General features: G+C 33.4%; 8 protein-coding genes and 1 pseudogene. 6 read left to right on the top strand and 3 right to left on the bottom strand.

The genetic code is table 11. The features are described 5' to 3' along the window. Window positions 1-12 precede the first annotated feature (12 nt). The 6 genes and pseudogenes from EV214_RS16495 to EV214_RS19435 all read left to right on the top strand — a co-directional run bounded on the left by EV214_RS16495 (window position 13) and on the right by EV214_RS19435 (window position 6226). Complete coding sequence (locus EV214_RS16495) at window positions 13-702, top strand: ABC transporter ATP-binding protein (protein ID WP_132247740.1); 690 nt, start codon at window positions 13-15, stop codon at window positions 700-702. After that, window positions 699-3278: an ABC transporter permease gene (locus tag EV214_RS16490; RefSeq protein ID WP_132247738.1), complete on the top strand. Its 2580-nt coding sequence runs from the start codon at window positions 699-701 to the stop codon at window positions 3276-3278. Before EV214_RS16495 ends, EV214_RS16490 begins: the two co-directional genes overlap by 4 nt. 188 nt (window positions 3279-3466) lie before the next feature. Further along, window positions 3467-3997, top strand: a pseudogene (locus EV214_RS19760) (IS91 family transposase); the annotation flags it as partial. 226 nt (window positions 3998-4223) lie between these two features. Beyond that, window positions 4224-4886, top strand: a complete 663-nt coding sequence (locus EV214_RS16480; protein ID WP_243116703.1) for a Fic family protein — start codon at window positions 4224-4226, stop codon at window positions 4884-4886. A 50-nt stretch (window positions 4887-4936) separates the two neighbouring features. Further along, on the top strand, window positions 4937-5830 hold the full coding sequence (locus EV214_RS16475; protein ID WP_243116702.1) for a tyrosine-type recombinase/integrase: 894 nt from the start codon (window positions 4937-4939) through the stop codon (window positions 5828-5830). A gap of 60 nt (window positions 5831-5890) precedes the next feature. After that, on the top strand, window positions 5891-6226 hold the full coding sequence (locus EV214_RS19435) for an integrase core domain-containing protein (protein ID WP_132247735.1): 336 nt from the start codon (window positions 5891-5893) through the stop codon (window positions 6224-6226). A 589-nt stretch (window positions 6227-6815) separates the two neighbouring features. Here the strand turns inward: EV214_RS19435 and EV214_RS16465 are convergent. The 3 genes from EV214_RS16465 to EV214_RS16455 form a co-directional block, all read right to left on the bottom strand. Next, the gene (locus EV214_RS16465) at window positions 6816-7892 is read right to left on the bottom strand and encodes a PQQ-binding-like beta-propeller repeat protein (protein WP_132247733.1); all 1077 of its coding nucleotides are present in this window, start codon (window positions 7890-7892) and stop codon (window positions 6816-6818) included. A gap of 23 nt (window positions 7893-7915) precedes the next feature. Next, a complete protein-coding gene (locus EV214_RS16460; protein ID WP_132247731.1) occupies window positions 7916-14614 on the bottom strand; it encodes an RHS repeat-associated core domain-containing protein in 6699 nt (2232 codons plus the stop codon). Between the two features lie 98 nt (window positions 14615-14712). Then, window positions 14713-20301: fibronectin type III domain-containing protein (locus EV214_RS16455; protein WP_330571331.1), on the bottom strand; the 5589-nt coding region annotated here is incomplete at its 5' end.

Here is a 20301-nt window from a genome sequence, read left to right as displayed (position 1 = left end):
GAGGCTCACATAATGGAGTTTTTAAAAATTGAAGATTTATGCAAGGTCTACGGCAAGGATGAAACCCAAGTTACCGCACTTGACCATGTTTCGCTTACAATCGAAAAGGGGGAGTTTACCGCAATCATCGGTTCCTCTGGTTCCGGTAAATCCACATTGCTTCACGCCATCGCCGGTGTAGACGTTCCAACAAGAGGAAAGATATATTTGGAGGGTCAGGATGTTTATGGTCAAAGCAATGAAAAACTCGCCATTTTTCGCAGGCGGCAAGTGGGACTGATTTACCAGTTTCATAACCTGATTCCTACTTTGAATGTAGTGGAAAATATCACCCTGCCGATTCTGATGGACAAACGGAAGGTCAACGAGGAACGACTGAATGATTTGTTGGAATTGCTTGCGCTAAAAGATCGTAAAACACATTTGCCAAACCAGCTTTCTGGGGGCCAGCAACAACGTGTTGCAATCGGTCGCGCTTTGATGAACGCCCCGGCGGTCATGCTGGCGGATGAACCCACCGGCAGTCTGGACAGCCGCAACGGTCAGGAAATCATCCGTCTGCTGAAAGAAAGCCATAATAAATATCATCAAACCCTTATCATCATTACACATGATGAAAATATCGCCCTGCAGGCAGACCGTATTATCAGTATAGCAGACGGTAAAGTGGTGAGGGATGAGAAGCAGGTGGCACGGTCATGAACATTTTTAACAAAGTCGCGCTGCAAGGACTGAAAAAGAGCCGCACACGAACGCTTGTAACGATTATCGGCGTTGTTCTGTCCACCGCGCTGATTACGGCAGTCGCCACCTTTGGCATTTCTCTGCTGAACTATATGGCAAACGGCGCGGCGCAGAAATACGGCGATTGGCACGTTGGGTTTTTGAACGTAGATTCCTCTTTCGTACAGGAACAAGCCCACAATAAGGAAGTTGCAGACACCGCAACATTTGAAAATATAGGCTACGCAAAACTTGAAGGCGGTAAAAACCCGGACAAACCCTATCTTTTTATAGCTGGATTCAGCGAGGAAGCTTTTCGTACTTTGCCTATCAACCTGATTTCCGGTAGACTGCCTGAAAATAGCAGTGAGATTCTTGTTTCGGGGAGCGTCGCAGTAAACGGTGACGTTAAATTAGCGGTGGGTTACACCCTTTCCCTTGCTGTGGGAAGCCGCATGAATGGAAACGAGAAGCTCGGTCAGAATGACCCGTACACCTCCGGGGGTGAAACTCTTGTGCCACAAGATGAGAGAACCTACACGGTTGTCGGTATCTGCCAAAGACCCAGCTTTGAGGAATCTTTCACGCCGGGATACACCTTGATCACCAAAGCGGATGTTGGGGACAAAACGGACAGCTTCAGCCTGTTTGTTACACTGAAAAACCCGCATGGGGTTCATGCTTACGCAAACAGCACAGCCGGAAACCATAGCTATGTCTTTAACAATAATGTGCTGCGTTTCATGGGCCTTTCCCAAGATAACCTGTTCAACATGCTTCTGTACTCGGTTGGCGGCATTGTAGTCACCATTATTATGATAGGTTCCATTTTTTTGATTTATAATGCATTCAATATCTCATTGAACGAACGCACACACCAGTTCGGGATTCTCTCGTCGGTGGGAGCCACAGCAAAGCAGCTACGAAATTTGGTGCTGTTTGAGGGGCTTTGTATCGGTGCGGTTGGCATACCGATTGGCGTTATCGTTGGTATAATCGGCCTCTGGCTCGTGATTTCCGTTGTCGCCAGGAATTTTGGGGACATTCTCTACAGCAGCGTCCCTTTAACTGTGACAGTGTCCACCCCCGCCATTGTCGGCGCGGCGGTGGTAAGCATGGTTACGATTCTGATTTCGGCCTATATCCCGGCCAAGAAGGCCGCAAGCACTCCTGTGATGGAGTGTATTCGCCAGACGAACGAGGTCAAAGTTGAATCCAAAGCCGTGAAAACGTCAAAACTGGCGCAGCGTCTTTACGGTTTGGAGGGAACCCTTGCGCAAAAGAATTTTAAAAGAAACAAGAAACGCTATCGCAGCATTGTGCTGTCACTTGTTTTAAGCGTAGTACTGTTTATATCGACCAGTTCTTTTGTAACGGATTTGAAACAGGCATCAGATCGGGCAACCGTGTTTACTACCTATGACATCGGTTTTGCCACACAGGATATGGACGACAGCGAAATGCTACGTCTTTACGAAAAACTAAACACCGCCGGCGGTGTTTATGAAAGCTCGTATCAAGCGCTTATGAAGTATTCATGCGCTGCCAAAGCAAGCGATCTTTCAGACGATTACTGGGAATACACGCGTTCACATTCGCCAGACGAAACGGTTAATCTGCCAATGGAAATCCAGTTTCTGGATGACAGCACCTATCTGAAAATTATCGAAGGCTTGGGCTTGCCTGCGGAGAAATATTCCGGGCAAAATGCGAAAATGATCGCCGTTGCCAAAATGCAAGACCACAATAATCAGGCAGAGAAGGTTGACCAGCTTAAAGATGTGTTCACCAGTTCTTCCATGAATTTTACCATCGCTCCCGAAACAAATGGTGAGCCGAATACGGAACAGGGGCAAAACGTAGCCATTACGTTTGTCGAAACCGTGCCGCCTGATACACCCCCAATCATGGAAAAATCTGAGCCGAAGCCATACATTTTTAGGGTGATGGCCCCCTATTCGCTCAAAGAGAAGCTTGAAACCTCCGATACCCATGTGGATATTAAGGGCTTGACCTTTCGGTCAAAAAATTCCACGCAGTCGGTGGCTGAAATGGAAACGATGATTCAGGGTGAGGGAATTACAGCCAACTACAACCTGTATAATGTGCGTAAAATTCTTGATGAGAACCGCAATATGATATTCATTGCCAACGTGTTTGCGTATACTTTTATCATTATGATTTCGCTGATTGCGGTTGCCAATGTGTTCAACACGATTTCCACGAATATCAAGCTGCGCCGGCGGGAGCTTGCTATGCTCCGCTCTGTTGGGATGTCCGACCATGATTTCAATAAAATGATGCGCTTTGAGTGCGCCTTTTATGGCATGAGGGCACTGCTCATCGGGCTTCCCATAGCAGCAATCTCTTCCTGGCTGATTTACAAAGGGATGGTCATCGGCGGAGCGGACGCTATCGATTTTGTGTTACCGTGGGCCAATATCAGAATCAGCGTGTTCAGTGTGCTTCTTGTAATATTTGTTACCATGATGTATGCTGTCAGCAAGATAAAAAAAGAAAACATCATCGATGCGCTGCGGGATGACATGGCTTGATCCAAAACTAATATTGACTTGAAATAAAATCAAAAAAAATCTGAGGGATTGGGTTCAAGTGATCCGCAATCGTCCCGAAAGGCGATTTAGGCATTGAAAATACAAAATCCATCCTTCACAAGTAATGTAAATTACAAAAGAGTGCTACCCTGCGGTAAGACCAAAGGTAGCTCTCGACACATCTCCCTTATCATACTTGTAAATCCCGCTTCTGTAATTCTTGTGGCATTAAATATGCTAAAGAACGTGCTCATGCTATTTCTTCTAAGTGTATTAGTTGTAAACATCGTCATTTAGTTTTTACTATTCCTAAAGAATTACGTATTATTTTCAGAAAGGATAGAACTCTTCTTAACTTACTTTTTAGAGCGGCAGCTGATACTCTTTTATCTTGGTTTAACAACTTAAATAAATCTCAAAACTTTAAACCAGGTATTATTTCTGTCCTTCATACTTTTGGTCGTGATTTAAAGTTTAATCCTCATATTCATATTCTTTGTACTGAAGGTGCTATGGGTAATACGCAGGTTTTTAGACCTGTCAAATACATTAACTATGAATCTTTACGTAAAAGATTTCAAACTATTCTTCTTAATATGTTAGAATTTCATTTTGGTAAAGATAATTTTAGATCTTTAAAAAATAAAATTTATGCTAAAACCAAAAATGGTTTTTATGTTAGAGCTAAACGGGGGGGATGGGTAAAAACACCCATATAGGAAGCGACGTTTACAAAACTGATCAATCCACCTACTATAGATTATTTCAATCCACGCTTCCATATAGGGGTATATCCAACAATTTAACAATATCATACGCTAATACATATTTTGGAAGTGATTTTATGAAATTTACTACTCTAAGAAATCACTTTTAATTAATCCGAGAATACGATATCTATTCAGGGAGATTTTATTAATATAGAAATGGAGGCTGAATGCATATATGATGTTTAAAAATTATCCTGATAAATGTAATTTATCCGTTAAGGAAAATGTATTTCATGCAAAAAAAATAATCATTCAAAACATATATAATGGTGCAAAGCTAGAAGGATGTAATGTTACATTTCCTGAAACGGAAACAATATTAAATGGTGTAAATGTCTCTGGCGTAAGTATAAGTGATATTGAGTGCATAATTAATCTTAGAAATGCTTGGAAATATATGTTGAAAACCATAGAAGAACCATTGAACTTAGAGTATATTTGTAAAGTACATTCTGAAGTTGCAAGAAATGAAGCTCTTGAATGGGGAATATTAAAGAATGGTAAAGTAGGTATTTCAGGAACTTCATATATACCTCCAATACCAGATAAAAATGATGTAGAATCGGAATTAAATAAAATTTTTAATCTTCCTACTGCAGCAGCAAGAGCAATATATTATTTCTTATGGGCTGCAAGAAGTCAGTTGTTTTGGGATGGAAATAAACGTACAAGTACTCTAATTGCAAACAAAATACTCATATCTTCTGGAAGTGGTATTTTTACAATTAAAGAAAATGATTTATTAGAATTTACTACAAAATTATGCGCATACTATGAAACCGCTGATTATTCTCAAGTTGATGACTTTTTATATAATAACTGTATTATATACTATTAAAATAGATTTGAAGAATAATGTAGTATTCCCCACTATAGAAAGGATATTTTATGAAAATTATAGATCAATATATAGATTGGCTGAATAGTGAGAACAAAAGTCAAGCTACAATTAAAAATTACAAATCTGCTTTAGAGAAATTGATAATGTGGTTTATCCAAACAGAAAATGAAGATTTTCAGCCTAACAAGGTTACAACCATGCATTTATATGAGTTTCAAGCTTATATGGATAAAATCAAAAAGTATGAACCAGCATATAGTAACAAGATTATTGCATCATTAAAAACATTCTTTAAGTTTACTACTGAAAAATATTTAACGGCTTTTAATCCTGCATTGAAAGTCAAAATAAAAAGAACAATGAAGCAGTATGCAGCTCCTAAGTGGTTAGGAAAGTTAGAAGCCGCAAAGTATTTTCATGCAATCAGTAATGAGAATAATGATATTGTTAGAAAAAGAGATATGGCAATATGTAGATTGATGGCAGGAGCTGGACTAAGGGTTAAAGAAGTTTCTGACCTTATTATTTCAGATATTTGTTTAAAGAAAAAAATGGAAGATGTTACGATTCGTAATGGAAAAGGAAATAAATATCGAATTGTACCCTTAAACGGTGATGCAACCCAAGCATTGCAAGAATGGCTAGATATAAGGAATCCTGAAACACAAGATGCTCCTTATTTTTTAAGTGAAAGGAAAACTCAACTATCAGATCGTTCTATTCGCTATATGGTTTATAAATACGCAAAGGTAGCAGGCCTTGAAAATGTTTCACCACACACATTAAGACATACATTTTGTAAAAGTCTTGTAGATCATGGTGTCCCACTGCAAAGGGTAGCATATTTGGCAGGCCACGAAAGTTTAGAAACTACACGCAGATATGTTCAACCAAGCAAATCCGATTTAAGGTATAATGGTACCTGTAATCTAGACAGATAAATTTCTATTTCTTAATGAATCCTGTTATAATAAAATCAACTAAAAAAGGACGGTATTCATATGAAAAAGAGAAGAAGTTTCACACCAGAATTTAAAACACAAGTTGTACTTGAACTCCTTCGTGAAGAGAAAGAGTTGAATCAACTAGCTACAGAACATGAAATTGCCCCTAATATGCTCCGTAATTGGAAGAAAGAGGATGATAATGTTATTGTGGAAAGATTCTTTAGAACTTTGAAATATGATGCTATTTATATTTATCATTATGTCACACCCAAAGAACTTAGAGCTGGTATTAATAGATTTATGAAATTATACAACAAGGAACATCCTCACCAAGCACATAATTATCAAACGCCTTATGAAGTTTATTATGGATTTAAGAAAGTAGCCTAATAAGCTGTATTTCCCTTATCCACAATTTTAGCTGTTTGTGTTCCTAAAGGGCTAAAGCCGCGAGAGTGACGTCTCTTTCCTTAACTTTGTAACATATATAGCTATAGGCTACCTAAGGGGAATTACTACTAAATGTTGTTTTAATAAGAACACTGATTAGCTGTAAAAATATGGTTCATTAAGAATTTTAAAATAATTGTCTTGACAAAGGAACCACTATAAATATCTTGATCTTAAGTCGTAAAGTTCAGATATTTTATCAAAGGCTTCTCCTGCATATGCAAAACGATTGTCTATGGTTTCTTTGGCATATTTAAAGGTTCTAAAAGGATCGTATTTGTAGGTGTTTTTAACTGCAAGGCTTTCATCTACTATATTTATTACATTTGAACATGCATCGTGTAAATAATAGAATTTCTCATATTAACCCCTATTTACATTTTAATCTTAATATGGATGAATAACTACCAATAGAAAAATAGTTTGAGATAACCCTTGGCATTGCCAAGGGTTATTCTATATAATGATATTTACTTTTCAGTACATGACAAGAATGCTCCCACTACCCCTGCTTTAATAATTCCACTCTCTATTCATTTTTCTTTAAAGGAGAAAGATCATATGCCCTTAATGTACCATCTACTCCTGGGAAAACAAACATATCCTCATATATAAACATATAGGGTCTTCTTGAGATAGTATAATCCTTACTCCAGAGGACTTCTTTGTTTGTCAAATCAAACAATAACACTTTATCTTTTTCTGCTGCAATAAAAATATAATCTCTCCATTCTATATCTATTCGCTCTTCAAAAGGAAATTTGATTTCCCAATCTAATTGAGTATCTTTTCCATAGAAATATAATGTATCTCCATACATAAAAGAAATATCTACAGGCGTTGTAGTTTTAAGAAGTCCCAACAATTTTCGATTGAATATATTTTCAAGTTTTGAATCGTCCATTGGTGTCGTAATTTTTTCATATAGGTGATCTATATTACCATCTTTAAACCACCCCTTTTCTTCATACGCATATTTCTTAATACCTTGACCAGTTTTAGGATCATATTGAATAAAAAATGGTTTCTTTCCCCACATAAAGTATTTATCTTCAAATGTAAAAAGATCTATCATTCCATGTTCTGCCCTATTTCCACCCACTCGCCAAATTTCCTCACTCGTATTGATATTTATAGCGATGATACTTTCTGAAGGAAAATCCCAATACATTAATATATCTTTATAAATACATACATTATATATATGACCACGAATAACTCGTTTGATCTTTTCACTATCTGTGTCTACAACTATAATTTTGTTACTACTAAAACCAATTGCTAGTAGACCATCATAAATAGAAATGCTGCTACTATTATGTTTATTAATATCTAATTTAAAAGAATGTAAAACTTCACCATCATCTAAATTAATTACATAAATACACATTTCTTCAGTAATAATATATACAAGATTATTTTCAACTACACACTGCATTAATGGACTATCTAATTGATTTGCCCATTTTTCCACAAGCTCAATCTTATTTTCTTTAGGTATCTCTATAGGTGCTATATCTTTATCACTGCTAGCTGAATCTGAACATCCAGCTAGCAGTAGTATGATTAAAATATATACACACATTTTTATCACCCTGCACTTCATAAAATCCCCCCGTATATTTTAAATTACATAAAACTCCCCTGCGATTGCGTAGGCCAAAATAGATTTTTGTGTTCTCTTGGTGTTGAGAATAGAGGATCAGTAAACTCTTTAGGAATTAATTTAGAATAAGAAGCACCATAACCGATGTCAAATTTACTTGTTTCGACACCTATACTATCTACTTTTGTGAAACCATCATCACTCAAACTAGTTTGGGCTTTGAAATGAAATAGGGTGCAACTCATTGAGTGACTAGCGCCTTCATAACTCTTTATATTATAAGTTTTTTTCTCACTTTTCTTTCTTCCAACAATAATAATAGATATACCTCCGCCAGGTCGTATACTTGTTTTCTTAGCATGCCTAATTACTTCCTTGTTCGCCTTAATTAGATCCTCCCCAGTACCCTCTCCTAAATTTATTCCACCAGACCCATATACAAATGGCTTTTCCCAATCATATATATCTGTCAGTGCATCTTTATCAAACTTTTTCTTGTTGAACCAAACGACATCTAATGCACCACCACCTGCTACTAAACTGCTATCTAACTGTATTCCTTTTCCTATTATTTCATAGTCGTTAAACAAAGTAGCATTATAATGCTTGTTCGCAACATCAATGTGCTCGTATGCAAGTTTACGCGCTTCAATCTCAGATGTTGGCCCGTTTCTTAATATTTCTTGCAACTCTTCCCATTCTATCGAATTCGATTCATCTTCACGCATCTTCTTAGAAGAATTATTTTTTTCTTTATTGAGGCACTTACTATACCCTGTAGGATCTATATAATTTATTGGATTATTTGCAACATAACTATATAGATTTAGCCCGTCTCCTCTATATGTATCTTCTTGCATAAATCTCATAGTAGAAGGATTATAATATCTTGATCTTAAGTCGTAAAGTTCAGATATTTTATCAAAGGCTTCTCCTGCATATGCAAAACGATTGTCTATGGTTTCTTTGGCATATTTAAAGGTTCCAAAAGGATCGTATTTGTAGGTGTTCTTAACTGCAAGGCTTTCATCTACTATATTTATTACATTTGAACGTGCATCGTGTAAATAATAGAATAAATCCCCTGAATGGGCTTTTTTTGCTACAATCTTGTTATTTGCTCGAATATTAAAGGATGAAATATGGTTGTTTAAATCCAGTTCTGCAATGATTTGATCCTTATCATAAATAAACTGATTGTAAGTACTATTTTCGACAGTTGCAATTCTTAATCCTCTTGCATCATAAGTGTTATGAAGTACTTGTTTGCTTGGCGTACTTACTTTTGTCAATCTTCCAAAACCATCGTAGGTATAATCTATTATGTCATTTTCACAGGTTTTTTGCAATAAATTCCCATTATTGTCGTAACTATATTTTATTTCTTTTTGATTATGGGTAGAGCTGATTAACTGATTTTTAGAATTATAAGTATATTGATACAATTCTTCATTAGAAGTTTTGGAAGTAATATTATTTGCCTTATCATAAATATAATGCTCTGTATTTCCTGTAGCTAAATTAACTGCTCTTTGTATACGATTTAGTTTGTCATAGGTATACAAGTTCCCGTCGTCATTCAATAATTCTGCAGTGATCATTTGATTGTTATTATAAGTATAGTCTATTTTATTGATCAGCTTATTCTCAGATGATTTTTGTATGATCGAAATAGGATTTGTGTCTTTATCGTAATCATAAATATTTTGGACGCCATTATGATAAAGAATTTCCTTAACTGTGTTATTTATATTGTATTTGTATGTTGCTATCATATTTTTATCGTTTACTACTTCGGCAAGTTGTCCATTGCTATTGTAGCTATATTGTACCGATTGCCCATCTACTGTTGCTATCGTTTTAACACGATTGTTTTTGTCATATGAATAAGCAAGCACTGATTTACTATTTCTTTTATATTCTCTCAATAAATAATTTTTATTGTAAACATATTGATTGATATTATTGTTGTTTATATCAGCACATATAGACCCATCTTTATAGTAGAAGAAATCTGACGCATCTTTGGTTGCTAGATTTTTCTTTAAGCATATATTACTATCAGCATTATATTCATAGATTATTTGCTCACCATTTCTATTGATTTCTTTACTTAATCTTCCTTCTTTATCATAGTAATATTTGATTTTAAAATTCATTGGATCAGTTATGATTGAAAGTAAATTTAAGCTATTAAACTGGTATTTGATCGAATTCCCTTTTCCGTCTATTGTTTCAATGATATTACCATAATAATCGTACTTATATGCTTCATCTATTTTTTCTGCATTTGTAACTTTTACTAATCGGTTTCCCAAATCATACGTATGTGTTTTTATATTGCCTTCTCCATCTATGGATTTAATGATATTGTTACAAGCATTGAACTCATATTGTTTGCTTTTTTTACCTATTACTTTTGATTCAGGTGTTATGATACTTTTTAAGCGAGTACCTATATCATAAATATACTCAATACCATATCGACTTTGATCATCACCAGATGCAGCATAACCTTCTCCATCTATTTGCTTTATCTTATTGCCAGATAAATCATATACATTTCTCTGTACTACATTTCCCTTTGTATCAACAATATCAATTAACTGATTCATAGCATTATATTTATATGTTTTTCCAACACCATTATCTGAATTTATATCATAGTATTCTGGAGAGACTTCTTTAATTAAATTTCCAGACTGGTCATAGAAATTTCTAGAAATATTTCCTTCTTTATCTTTGATTTTTACTAATCTGTTGTTTAAATCATATTCATATTCAACACTATTTCCATTACAATCTGTCTCTTTAACTAAATTTCCTACTTTGTCATATTCGTATGTTATTGTTCGTTTAACTGTATTTTTAGTATTGCTATATTTAGGATTTACATATCTAGGAATGAAATCTTCAACATCAACAGCATTCAGACTTTTATTATTAAATATCCAGTCTTTTATATAGTGAAGGTCATCTATGTCTACTTGGTTATTTCCATTAATATCAAATTTTTCATCAAAGGATTTAGTATTGTATTTTAAAGCAGTTAAAGCAAAATCATTTGCATTAACTTTTTTGTTAAAATCCATGTCCGGACATTTCACATGAACTATTTTGCTGTAGATTTCTGTAAATTCGCATTGATGATTTTCTGTATCTACATATCTGGAAGAAGGTAATATATGAATATGGCCTATCCCTTTCATATTCTCTTTTATTTTAAATGTTAAAGTAGATAATATGTTCTCTCCCTGAATAGCTAGATTGTTTTTAGTACTACAAATGTTTAAACTACCTTTATTTATATTTTCATGAAAAAGATTCGTATCTTTTGTATTAACACTTACTAATTCTAATAATCTAGGATCGTATTTAAGCTGCACATTAAGTCCTTTTATCATATTAGATGGAGTTATCTTTAAATCAAAGGTGTATTGTTCCCCTTCATAAAAAGATTTTTTATATGATTCAATAGATAACATGTTGCTTTCAATATCAAGAACATCTTCTATTACATCTTTTTTAACAGCAATAAGTTGTCCTTTGCTATCATATTCATATTCAGTAATAGCTCCTGAAGGATTGGTCACCTTAATTAACTGTTGATTACTATCATATTCATAAATTGTTTCTAAAAGTACTTTTCCATCTATAGGAGTACATTTATCAACATTTAGATCTTCAGCATCCGCTTCTATCCAATGTTTTTGTATATTGCCTAAAATATTGTACGCATACCCTTTTACAAGATATTTCGTATCATTTATCTTTGTTGTTTCTTTTATGACATTTCCAATACAATCATAACAATATTCTATCGTCTTACCTACTGAATTCGTAATGGTTTTTATTTTATTGTTTTTATTGTAAGTATATGTTGTAATACAGTAATGTTCAGGGTATTGATCCACTAATACATATTCTTGCGACGTTTTTTCTTCAATCACATTACCTACTTTGTCATATACATATAGGGTAATATTGTAGTATATCTGATGGGTCTCTATTTTTAAAGGAACACGTTTTTCAACTAACCATCCTGCTTGGTTATATTTAAAAATGATTCCATAACGCGCAGCATCGTTATTTGCATACAAATATCCTTTAGCATCTATTTGTTTTACTAATCTAGCATCCCTATCATAAATATTTTTCTGAACAATATTGCCTTCTGGATCTTTTATAATAGATAGTCTATTTAATAAATCATATTCATATGCATAACCTTTACCGTCATCTGTATTAGGATCATACTGATTTTGAGCTATTTCTTTTAGTTTATTTCCAACAAGATCGTATTTGGATCTCATCTGCGCTCCATAGGGATCAGTCATTTTTATAATATTATTGTTATAATCGTATTCATATTGAATACTGGTTGAAATATTATCAATGCTATCATAGAAATTAGGAAGTGCTACTCTGATCTTATTACCTTTTGAATCATATACGTTTACTTTGGCATTACCAAAGATATCTATTTCTCTTACAACTCTATCCATTCCATCATATACATATTGAATACCTTGTCCATCATCTGTATTCGAATCATATTCTTTAGGTTTAATCACCTTTATTAAATTTCCAAGTTTATCATACTTAAATCTAGTAGTATTTCCATTATGATCTATTGCTTTTTCTATTTTATCCATATGGTTATATACAAAACTCATTTGTCCATATGTATTCATTTCTTTAACTTTTCTATTTAAATTATCATATTCATAGCTGAAAATATTACCTTCCGCATCAATTATTTCTACTGGTCTATTGTGGGTAGCATCATATCTATATTTTATTGCATTGTTATTACCATCAGTAACAGATATTCTTCTTCCCTGGGAATCATAAGTATAAATAGTTGTTACTACCTGATTGTTATCAAGTTTTTCTGTAACCTTTACTAAATTTCCATGAACATCATATTCATACTCTTTTACTTTACCCTCTGGAGTAGTGATTTTGATAAGATTATCCTCTTTATCATATTCATATCGGGTTTCATAATTAAATGGACTTGGAGATATTACTGATAAAAGATTTCCTCTGTCATCAAAATTATATGTAGTAATATTTCCACTTCTATCTTTGAAACTGTTCCTATTAGCATATTCGTCATAAGTATACTCTTCCATGCTGCTATCAGGGAAAGTTTTTCTTATAAGCAATAGATCTTCATTGTACTTATATTTATAAGTTTCTCCAGTAGATATATTTGTGTGTGAATTTTCAGAAATAATTTCATTATAAATATACAAAAATGCATCTCCATTTTCGTATATTTGTTTTATGACTCTTCCAAATTCATCATATTCATTGACAATGTATTTTTTATTATTTTCATCTGTAACAGAAGTTAACCCATATGAATTATATGCATACTTAATAAATGCACCAGAAGCTTTTTTAACTTGAGTCAAATTATGATTTGCATCATATGTGTATTCGATAGAACGCCCTGTAGGATCTTGAATAGATTTTATTTTCCCATTTTCAAAGGTAAAAGACATTTCTCTTCCAGAAGGCATTCTAATAGATTGTATATTTCCCGTTGCATCATAGATTAATGTAATCTGATTGTTATTTAGATCTTTAATTGATACTAACTTACCTGTACTATTATACACATACACTAATTTATTCTTTTTATTTAAAATAAAGTTTCCATTTTGGTCTTTCTTCAGGGTATCTAATACATCTGCATGTGTAATATAACCGTTATCTTCTTGCGAAAACTCAAATTTCATTATGGAACCATCATCTTTTAATACAGTAACTTCATTTGCTGAATTATTAATTTCTAATTTACTCGAAAAGCCGATGTTCCATCCTTTTCCAACAATGCTATCTACATCACTGATAGAATTATAATATCTGATAATTTTAAAATCCAATCCTATATCAGGTATATCAAAATCCGTATCTTCCACATAAAAATTCCCTGTTATTAAATCTACAGGGTCAGTATTATCATATGAGCTCTTTTTCCTATATCCATGATTAGCTCTTTCATCCTGCGAACCATTTCCTACATAATCTTGTTCATGAAAATATATTGCAGGACCTTTAATTGCTTTTCCAGCATACCACCCAACGTAAACAGCAACTGTTCCTATCTGCCTTTTTTGGGTTATTGTTCTGTATTCAATCTCACCTTCATAATATGCTGTATATATTACTTTTTCAACCCTTGAGCCATCAGGATGATATGTTATCTTTGGTTGTCCTTCATCAACATCTTTTACAGGTATTTTTCCTTTGTAACCATCTTCGTCAATATTTATAGAAGGATGTTGATTGCTATTATCCCATGAATATGTGACTTTATTAAGTTTACCGTCAGAATCGTAATATCTAGTTGCTTCATTTTCATGGCTTTCACGAAAAGTTTTAGGTTCATAAACCGATTCTTTATAGTATTCATATACTGGTTCATCATGATCTTTATTATAATCTACACGCTGTAAATCTCCCTTATAACCGTCTTTGTTATAGTGATAAGTCTGTGGTGGTATGGATTCACGTGTTTCTATTTCTAATCTTTCAAAGGTTTTACTATCTTCAGGTGTTTCTAACACTTTTCTAATATCGCCAACTGCACCAAGCACCCCTTTAAAACCATCTTTCACAGCTTTTATTTTACGTTTAAATTCTTGGTCGTATCTTTTTTCTGTAACTTTAATCTCTTTATTTTTTTTACCTCTAATATGATTTGACATAATCAAATCGCCTCCTTAGATATTAATTTTTTTAAATGATAAATATTTGAATAAATTTATTTAAAACAAAGAGCCACTGTTAAGCAGTGGCTCTTCTCTTACATTTTAGAAAGTCTCTTGATTTTTAAATCATTGTAATATACATCTATAGGTTCTCCTGAAGAATTTAGTACTTCCATAGACTCCAAAGTCATCTTTGTATCTATATAATAATTTTTAAATTTAAAAGGAATTTTAATAATATTAAAATCTCCACTTTCTCCAGCAGAATTACCCAATTTAGATAATATAACTTTTAAAGTTGATTTTTCTTGATCAATCTTAAAGGCATAATATGAATTTGAAACATTGTCCCAAAGGATTCTTTGTAGCTGATCCTTTTGTAATTCAAGCAAATAATCACTGTATTTTAATTCAAAATAAATGGTATATAGATCATTTGTATTTATTGCCTTTAATAGTACATCAAAACTATTTTCATCATCATCTTTCATTGGCCATCTACTCATAGTTAAATAGATACTTGGAAGATTATCTGGCGCATAAAGTAATGTTACAGGCTCACTCCATTCGCTTTGTGTATGCGTATTTTTAGCTTTTACTCTGAAAGTATATAATTCTTTTAGTGTGATATTGCTATAGACAAATGTATTTGAGTTTGTAGAATTTATTGTTTCACCATTAATTTCTACATCATAAGCTGTAGCATTATTAATACTATTCCATGTTAATTTAATGCTATCATTTTCTATAGCATACGTAATTCCTGTAGGAGTAGGTAAAAGTGTGTATACATAAAGTCTTGGACTCCAGCTACTTAACTTATCACCATTTTTAACTCTTACTCTGTAAGAATGCTTCGTTCCTGATTGTAGATTTGTATGATTATAAAACGTATCAGAAGATGCAATAACAGATTGCTCATCTACTTTAACTTCATACACACTTTCAGAAAGATATGGTTTCCACATAATATTTATTGTGTCAAATTCTACTTTATTCACAATAGGTAGTGCCGGTGGTGATTGATCTGGTAAATTTTCATGATTAGGCACAGGTAACATTTTTAAGAAAGGATAGCTCCCTTCATCCATATCCCATACATTATCAAAATCCCATCCAACATAAGTACTTCGTAATTTCATCTCTGAAGTAGATTTAGCAATGTCTGTTGGCTTTCTGGGTGGTATGTGAGATACTACTGTATCATAGTAAGAATTGTATATATTTATACTTCTATTAGATCCTACTAAACCTCCTATAGTATATGAATTATCATCATTCATGATATGAACAGCTGCATAACTGTTTGTTACATTATTTGAATAGTTAAAAAATCCTATTAACCCACCAATACAATTATTAGAACCATTTTCAATTTTTCCTAGTGCATAGCAATTTTCCATACTAATGTATTGTCCGCTACCTACAAGACCACCTAGAGGGCCGCTACCTGATATATTAACATTTCCATAACATTCAGTTACAGTTAGATTTATAGAACTTCCTACTAATCCACCTATACTACTTTCTCCAAATAAATTACAAATTGCATAACTTCTTTCTATTGTACTAGCTGCGTTATTCAAACCAATAAGTCCTCCAATACAGCTTTTCACTCCATGAATATCTATCATCATCTTACATCTTGTAATCTTGCTTTCTTTACTACCTCTATCTACACGTCCTATTAATCCTCCTACATAATTGTTTCCTGAAATAGCTCCCTCTCCTATTACACTGCAATTTTTCAAAGTTATTCCATATGCTCGACCAACAAAAGCTCCCATATTATCTTTACTGTTTGAAGTGATGTTTACATTTTCAATGGTTATATTTTTAATAACTGAATCTTTAGCAATTGCAAATAACCCTCTAGATTCATGGGTATTTCCTGTGATCTTGAGGTTTTTAATAGAATGATCATTTCCATCAAGTGTACCTGTAAATGGCATAGTGTTACTGCCTATCGGCATCCATTCTTCATTTTCTAAGTCAATATCACTTACAAGTTTATAGTGACTTGTTAGATCATTTCTAATGTTATTTAATTGTTCTTTAGTAGCAATTAGATATGGATTTTCCTCTGTACCGCATCCTCCAGCCACTTCATTGATTGGAATATTTTTAAATACTTCTGTAGGCACAGCTAGTCCTCTTAAGTAAGGATAAGTTCCTTCATTTATATCCCATACACTATCAAAATCCCAATCTACAAAGGTAGATTGTACTTTTAATGCTGAAGGCAACATGCTGATATCCGTTGTCTTTCTAGGTGCTATGTGAGATGCTATTGCATCGTAGTAAGAATTGTATATATTTATACTTCTATTAGATCCTACTAAACCTCCTATAGTAGATGAGTTATCATCATTCATGATATGAACAGCTGCATAACTGTTTGTTACACTATTTGAATAGTTAAAAAATCCTATTAACTCACCAATACAACTATTAGAACCATTTTCAATTTTTCCTAGTGCATAGCAATTTTCCATACTCATGTATTGTCCGCTACCTACAAGACCACCTAGCGAGCCGCTACCTGATATATTAACATTTCCATAACATTCAGTTACAGTTAGATTTGTAGAACTTCCTACTAATCCACCTATACTACTTTCTCCAAATAAACTACAAATTGCATAACTTCTTTCTATTGTAATAGATGCGTTATTACCACCAACAAGTCCTCCAATATAACTTCTCACCCCATGAATATCTATCATCGTCTTACATCTTGTAATCTTGCTTTCTTTACTACCTCTATCTACACGTCCTATTAATCCTCCTAAATAATTGTTTCCTGAAATAGCTCCCTCTCCTATTACACTACAGTTTTTCAAGGTTATTCCATGTACATAACCAACAAAAGCTCCCATATTATCTTTACTGCGTGAAGTGATGTTTACATTTTCAATGGTTATATTTTTAATAACTGAATCTTTAGCAATTGCAAATAGCCCTCTAGAATCATGGGTATTTTCTGTAATCTTTAAGTTCTTAATAGAATGACCATTTCCATCAAGCATACCTGTAAATGGCATAGTGTTACTGCCTATCGGCATCCATTCTTCATTTTCTAAGTCAATATCATTTACAAGCTTATAGTAACTTGCTAGATCATTTCTCATGTTATTTAGTTGTTCTTTGGTAGCAATTAGATATGGATTTTCCTCCGTACCGCATCCTCCAGCTACTTCATTGATTGGAATATTTTTAAATGCTTCTGTAGGCACAGCTAGTCCTCTTAAGTAAGGATAAGTTCCTTCACTTTTATTCCATACACTATCAAAATCCCAATCTACGAAAGTAGATTGTACTTTTAATGCTGAAGGTAACATGCTGATATCCGTTGTCTTTCTAGGTGATACGCAGGATGCTATTGCATCATAGTAAGAATTGTATATATTTATACTTCTATTAGATCCTACTAAACCTCCTATAGTATATGAATTATCATCATTCATGATATGAACAGCTGCATAACTGTTTGTTACATTATTTGAATAGTTAAAAAATCCTATTAACCCACCAATACAATTATTAGAACCATTTTCAATTTTTCCTAGTGCATAGCAATTTTCCATACTAATGTATTGTCCGCTACCTACAAGACCACCTAGAGGGCCGCTACCTGATATATTAACATTTCCATAACATTCAGTTACAGTTAGATTTATAGAACTTCCTACTAATCCACCTATACTACTTTCTCCAAATAAATTACAAATTGCATAACTTCTTTCTATTGTACTAGCTGCGTTATTCAAACCAATAAGTCCTCCAATACAGCTTTTCACTCCATGAATATCTATCATCATCTTACATCTTGTAATCTTGCTTTCTTTACTACCTCTATCTACACGTCCTATTAATCCTCCTACATAATTGTTTCCTGAAATAGCTCCCTCTCCTATTACACTGCAATTTTTCAAAGTTATTCCATATGCTCGACCAACAAAAGCTCCCATATTATCTTTACTGTTTGAAGTGATGTTTACATTTTCAATGGTTATATTTTTAATAACTGAATCTTTAGCAATTGCAAATAACCCTCTAGATTCATGGGTATTTCCTGTGATCTTGAGGTTTTTAATAGAATGATCATTTCCATCAAGTGTACCTGTAAATGGCATAGTGTTACTGCCTATCGGCATCCATTCTTCATTTTCTAAGTCAATATCACTTACAAGTTTATAGTGACTTGTTAGATCATTTCTAATGTTATTTAATTGTTCTTTAGTAGCAATTAGATATGGATTTTCCTCTGTACCGCATCCTCCAGCCACTTCATTGATTGGAATATTTTTAAATACTTCTGTAGGCACAGCTAGTCCTCTTAAGTAAGGATAAGTTCCTTCATTTATATCCCATACACTATCAAAATCCCAATCTACAAAGGTAGATTGTACTTTTAATGCTGAAGGCAACATGCTGATATCCGTTGTCTTTCTAGGTGCTATGTGAGATGCTATTGCATCGTAGTAAGAATTGTATATATTTATACTTCTATTAGATCCTACTAAACCTCCTATAGTAGATGAGTTATCATCATTCATGATATGAACAGCTGCATAACTGTTTGTTACACTATTTGAATAGTTAAAAAATCCTATTAACTCACCAATACAACTATTAGAACCATTTTCAATTTTTCCTAGTGCATAGCAATTTTCCATACTCATGTATTGTCCGCTACCTACAAGACCACCTAGCGAGCCGCTACCTGATATATTAACATTTCCATAACATTCAGTTACAGTTAGATTTGTAGAACTTCCTACTAATCCACCTATACTACTTTCTCCAAATAAACTACAAATTGCATAACTTCTTTCTATTGTAATAGATGCGTTATTACCACCAACAAGTCCTCCAATATAACTTCTCACCCCATGAATATCTATCATCGTCTTACATCTTGTAATCTTGCTTTCTTTACTACCTCTATCTACACGTCCTATTAATCCTCCTAAATAATTGTTTCCTGAAATAGCTCCCTCTCCTATTACACTACAGTTTTTCAAGGTTATTCCATGTACATAACCAACAAAAGCTCCCATATTATCTTTACTGCGTGAAGTGATGTTTACATTTTCAATGGTTATATTTTTAATAACTGAATCTTTAGCAATTGCAAATAGCCCTCTAGAATCATGGGTATTTTCTGTAATCTTTAAGTTCTTAATAGAATGACCATTTCCATCAAGCATACCTGTAAATGGCATAGTGTTACTGCCTATCGGCATCCATTCTTCATTTTCTAAGTCAATATCATTTACAAGCTTATAATGACTTGTTAGATCATTTCTAATGTTATTTAATTGTTCTTTGGTACTAATTAGATATGGATTTTCCTCTGTACCAGGTTTTATTTCTGGAGTAGGTTTATCTTTAAAAGGTTTTAAATATGGATAAGATTTTCCTTCGTTAATATCCCATATACTATCAAAATCCCAGTTATTAAAAGTAGAAGGTGATTGCATTTCAGAAGTTGATTTGCTAATATCCATTGCTTTTCTAGGTGGTATGTGAGATGCTACTGCATCATAATATGAGTTTTCAATAGCTATATTACTAGTTCCTCCTATTAATCCTCCAATAGAAGATGAACCATTATCATTTGTAATATGAACAGCTGCATAGCTATTTTTTATTTTATTATTATTACTGACATTAGGATT

Source organism: Marinisporobacter balticus (assembly GCF_004345705.1).
GTDB classification, from domain to species: domain Bacteria; phylum Bacillota; class Clostridia; order Peptostreptococcales; family Thermotaleaceae; genus Marinisporobacter; species Marinisporobacter balticus.
This window is presented reverse-complemented; position numbering and strand designations above follow the sequence as displayed.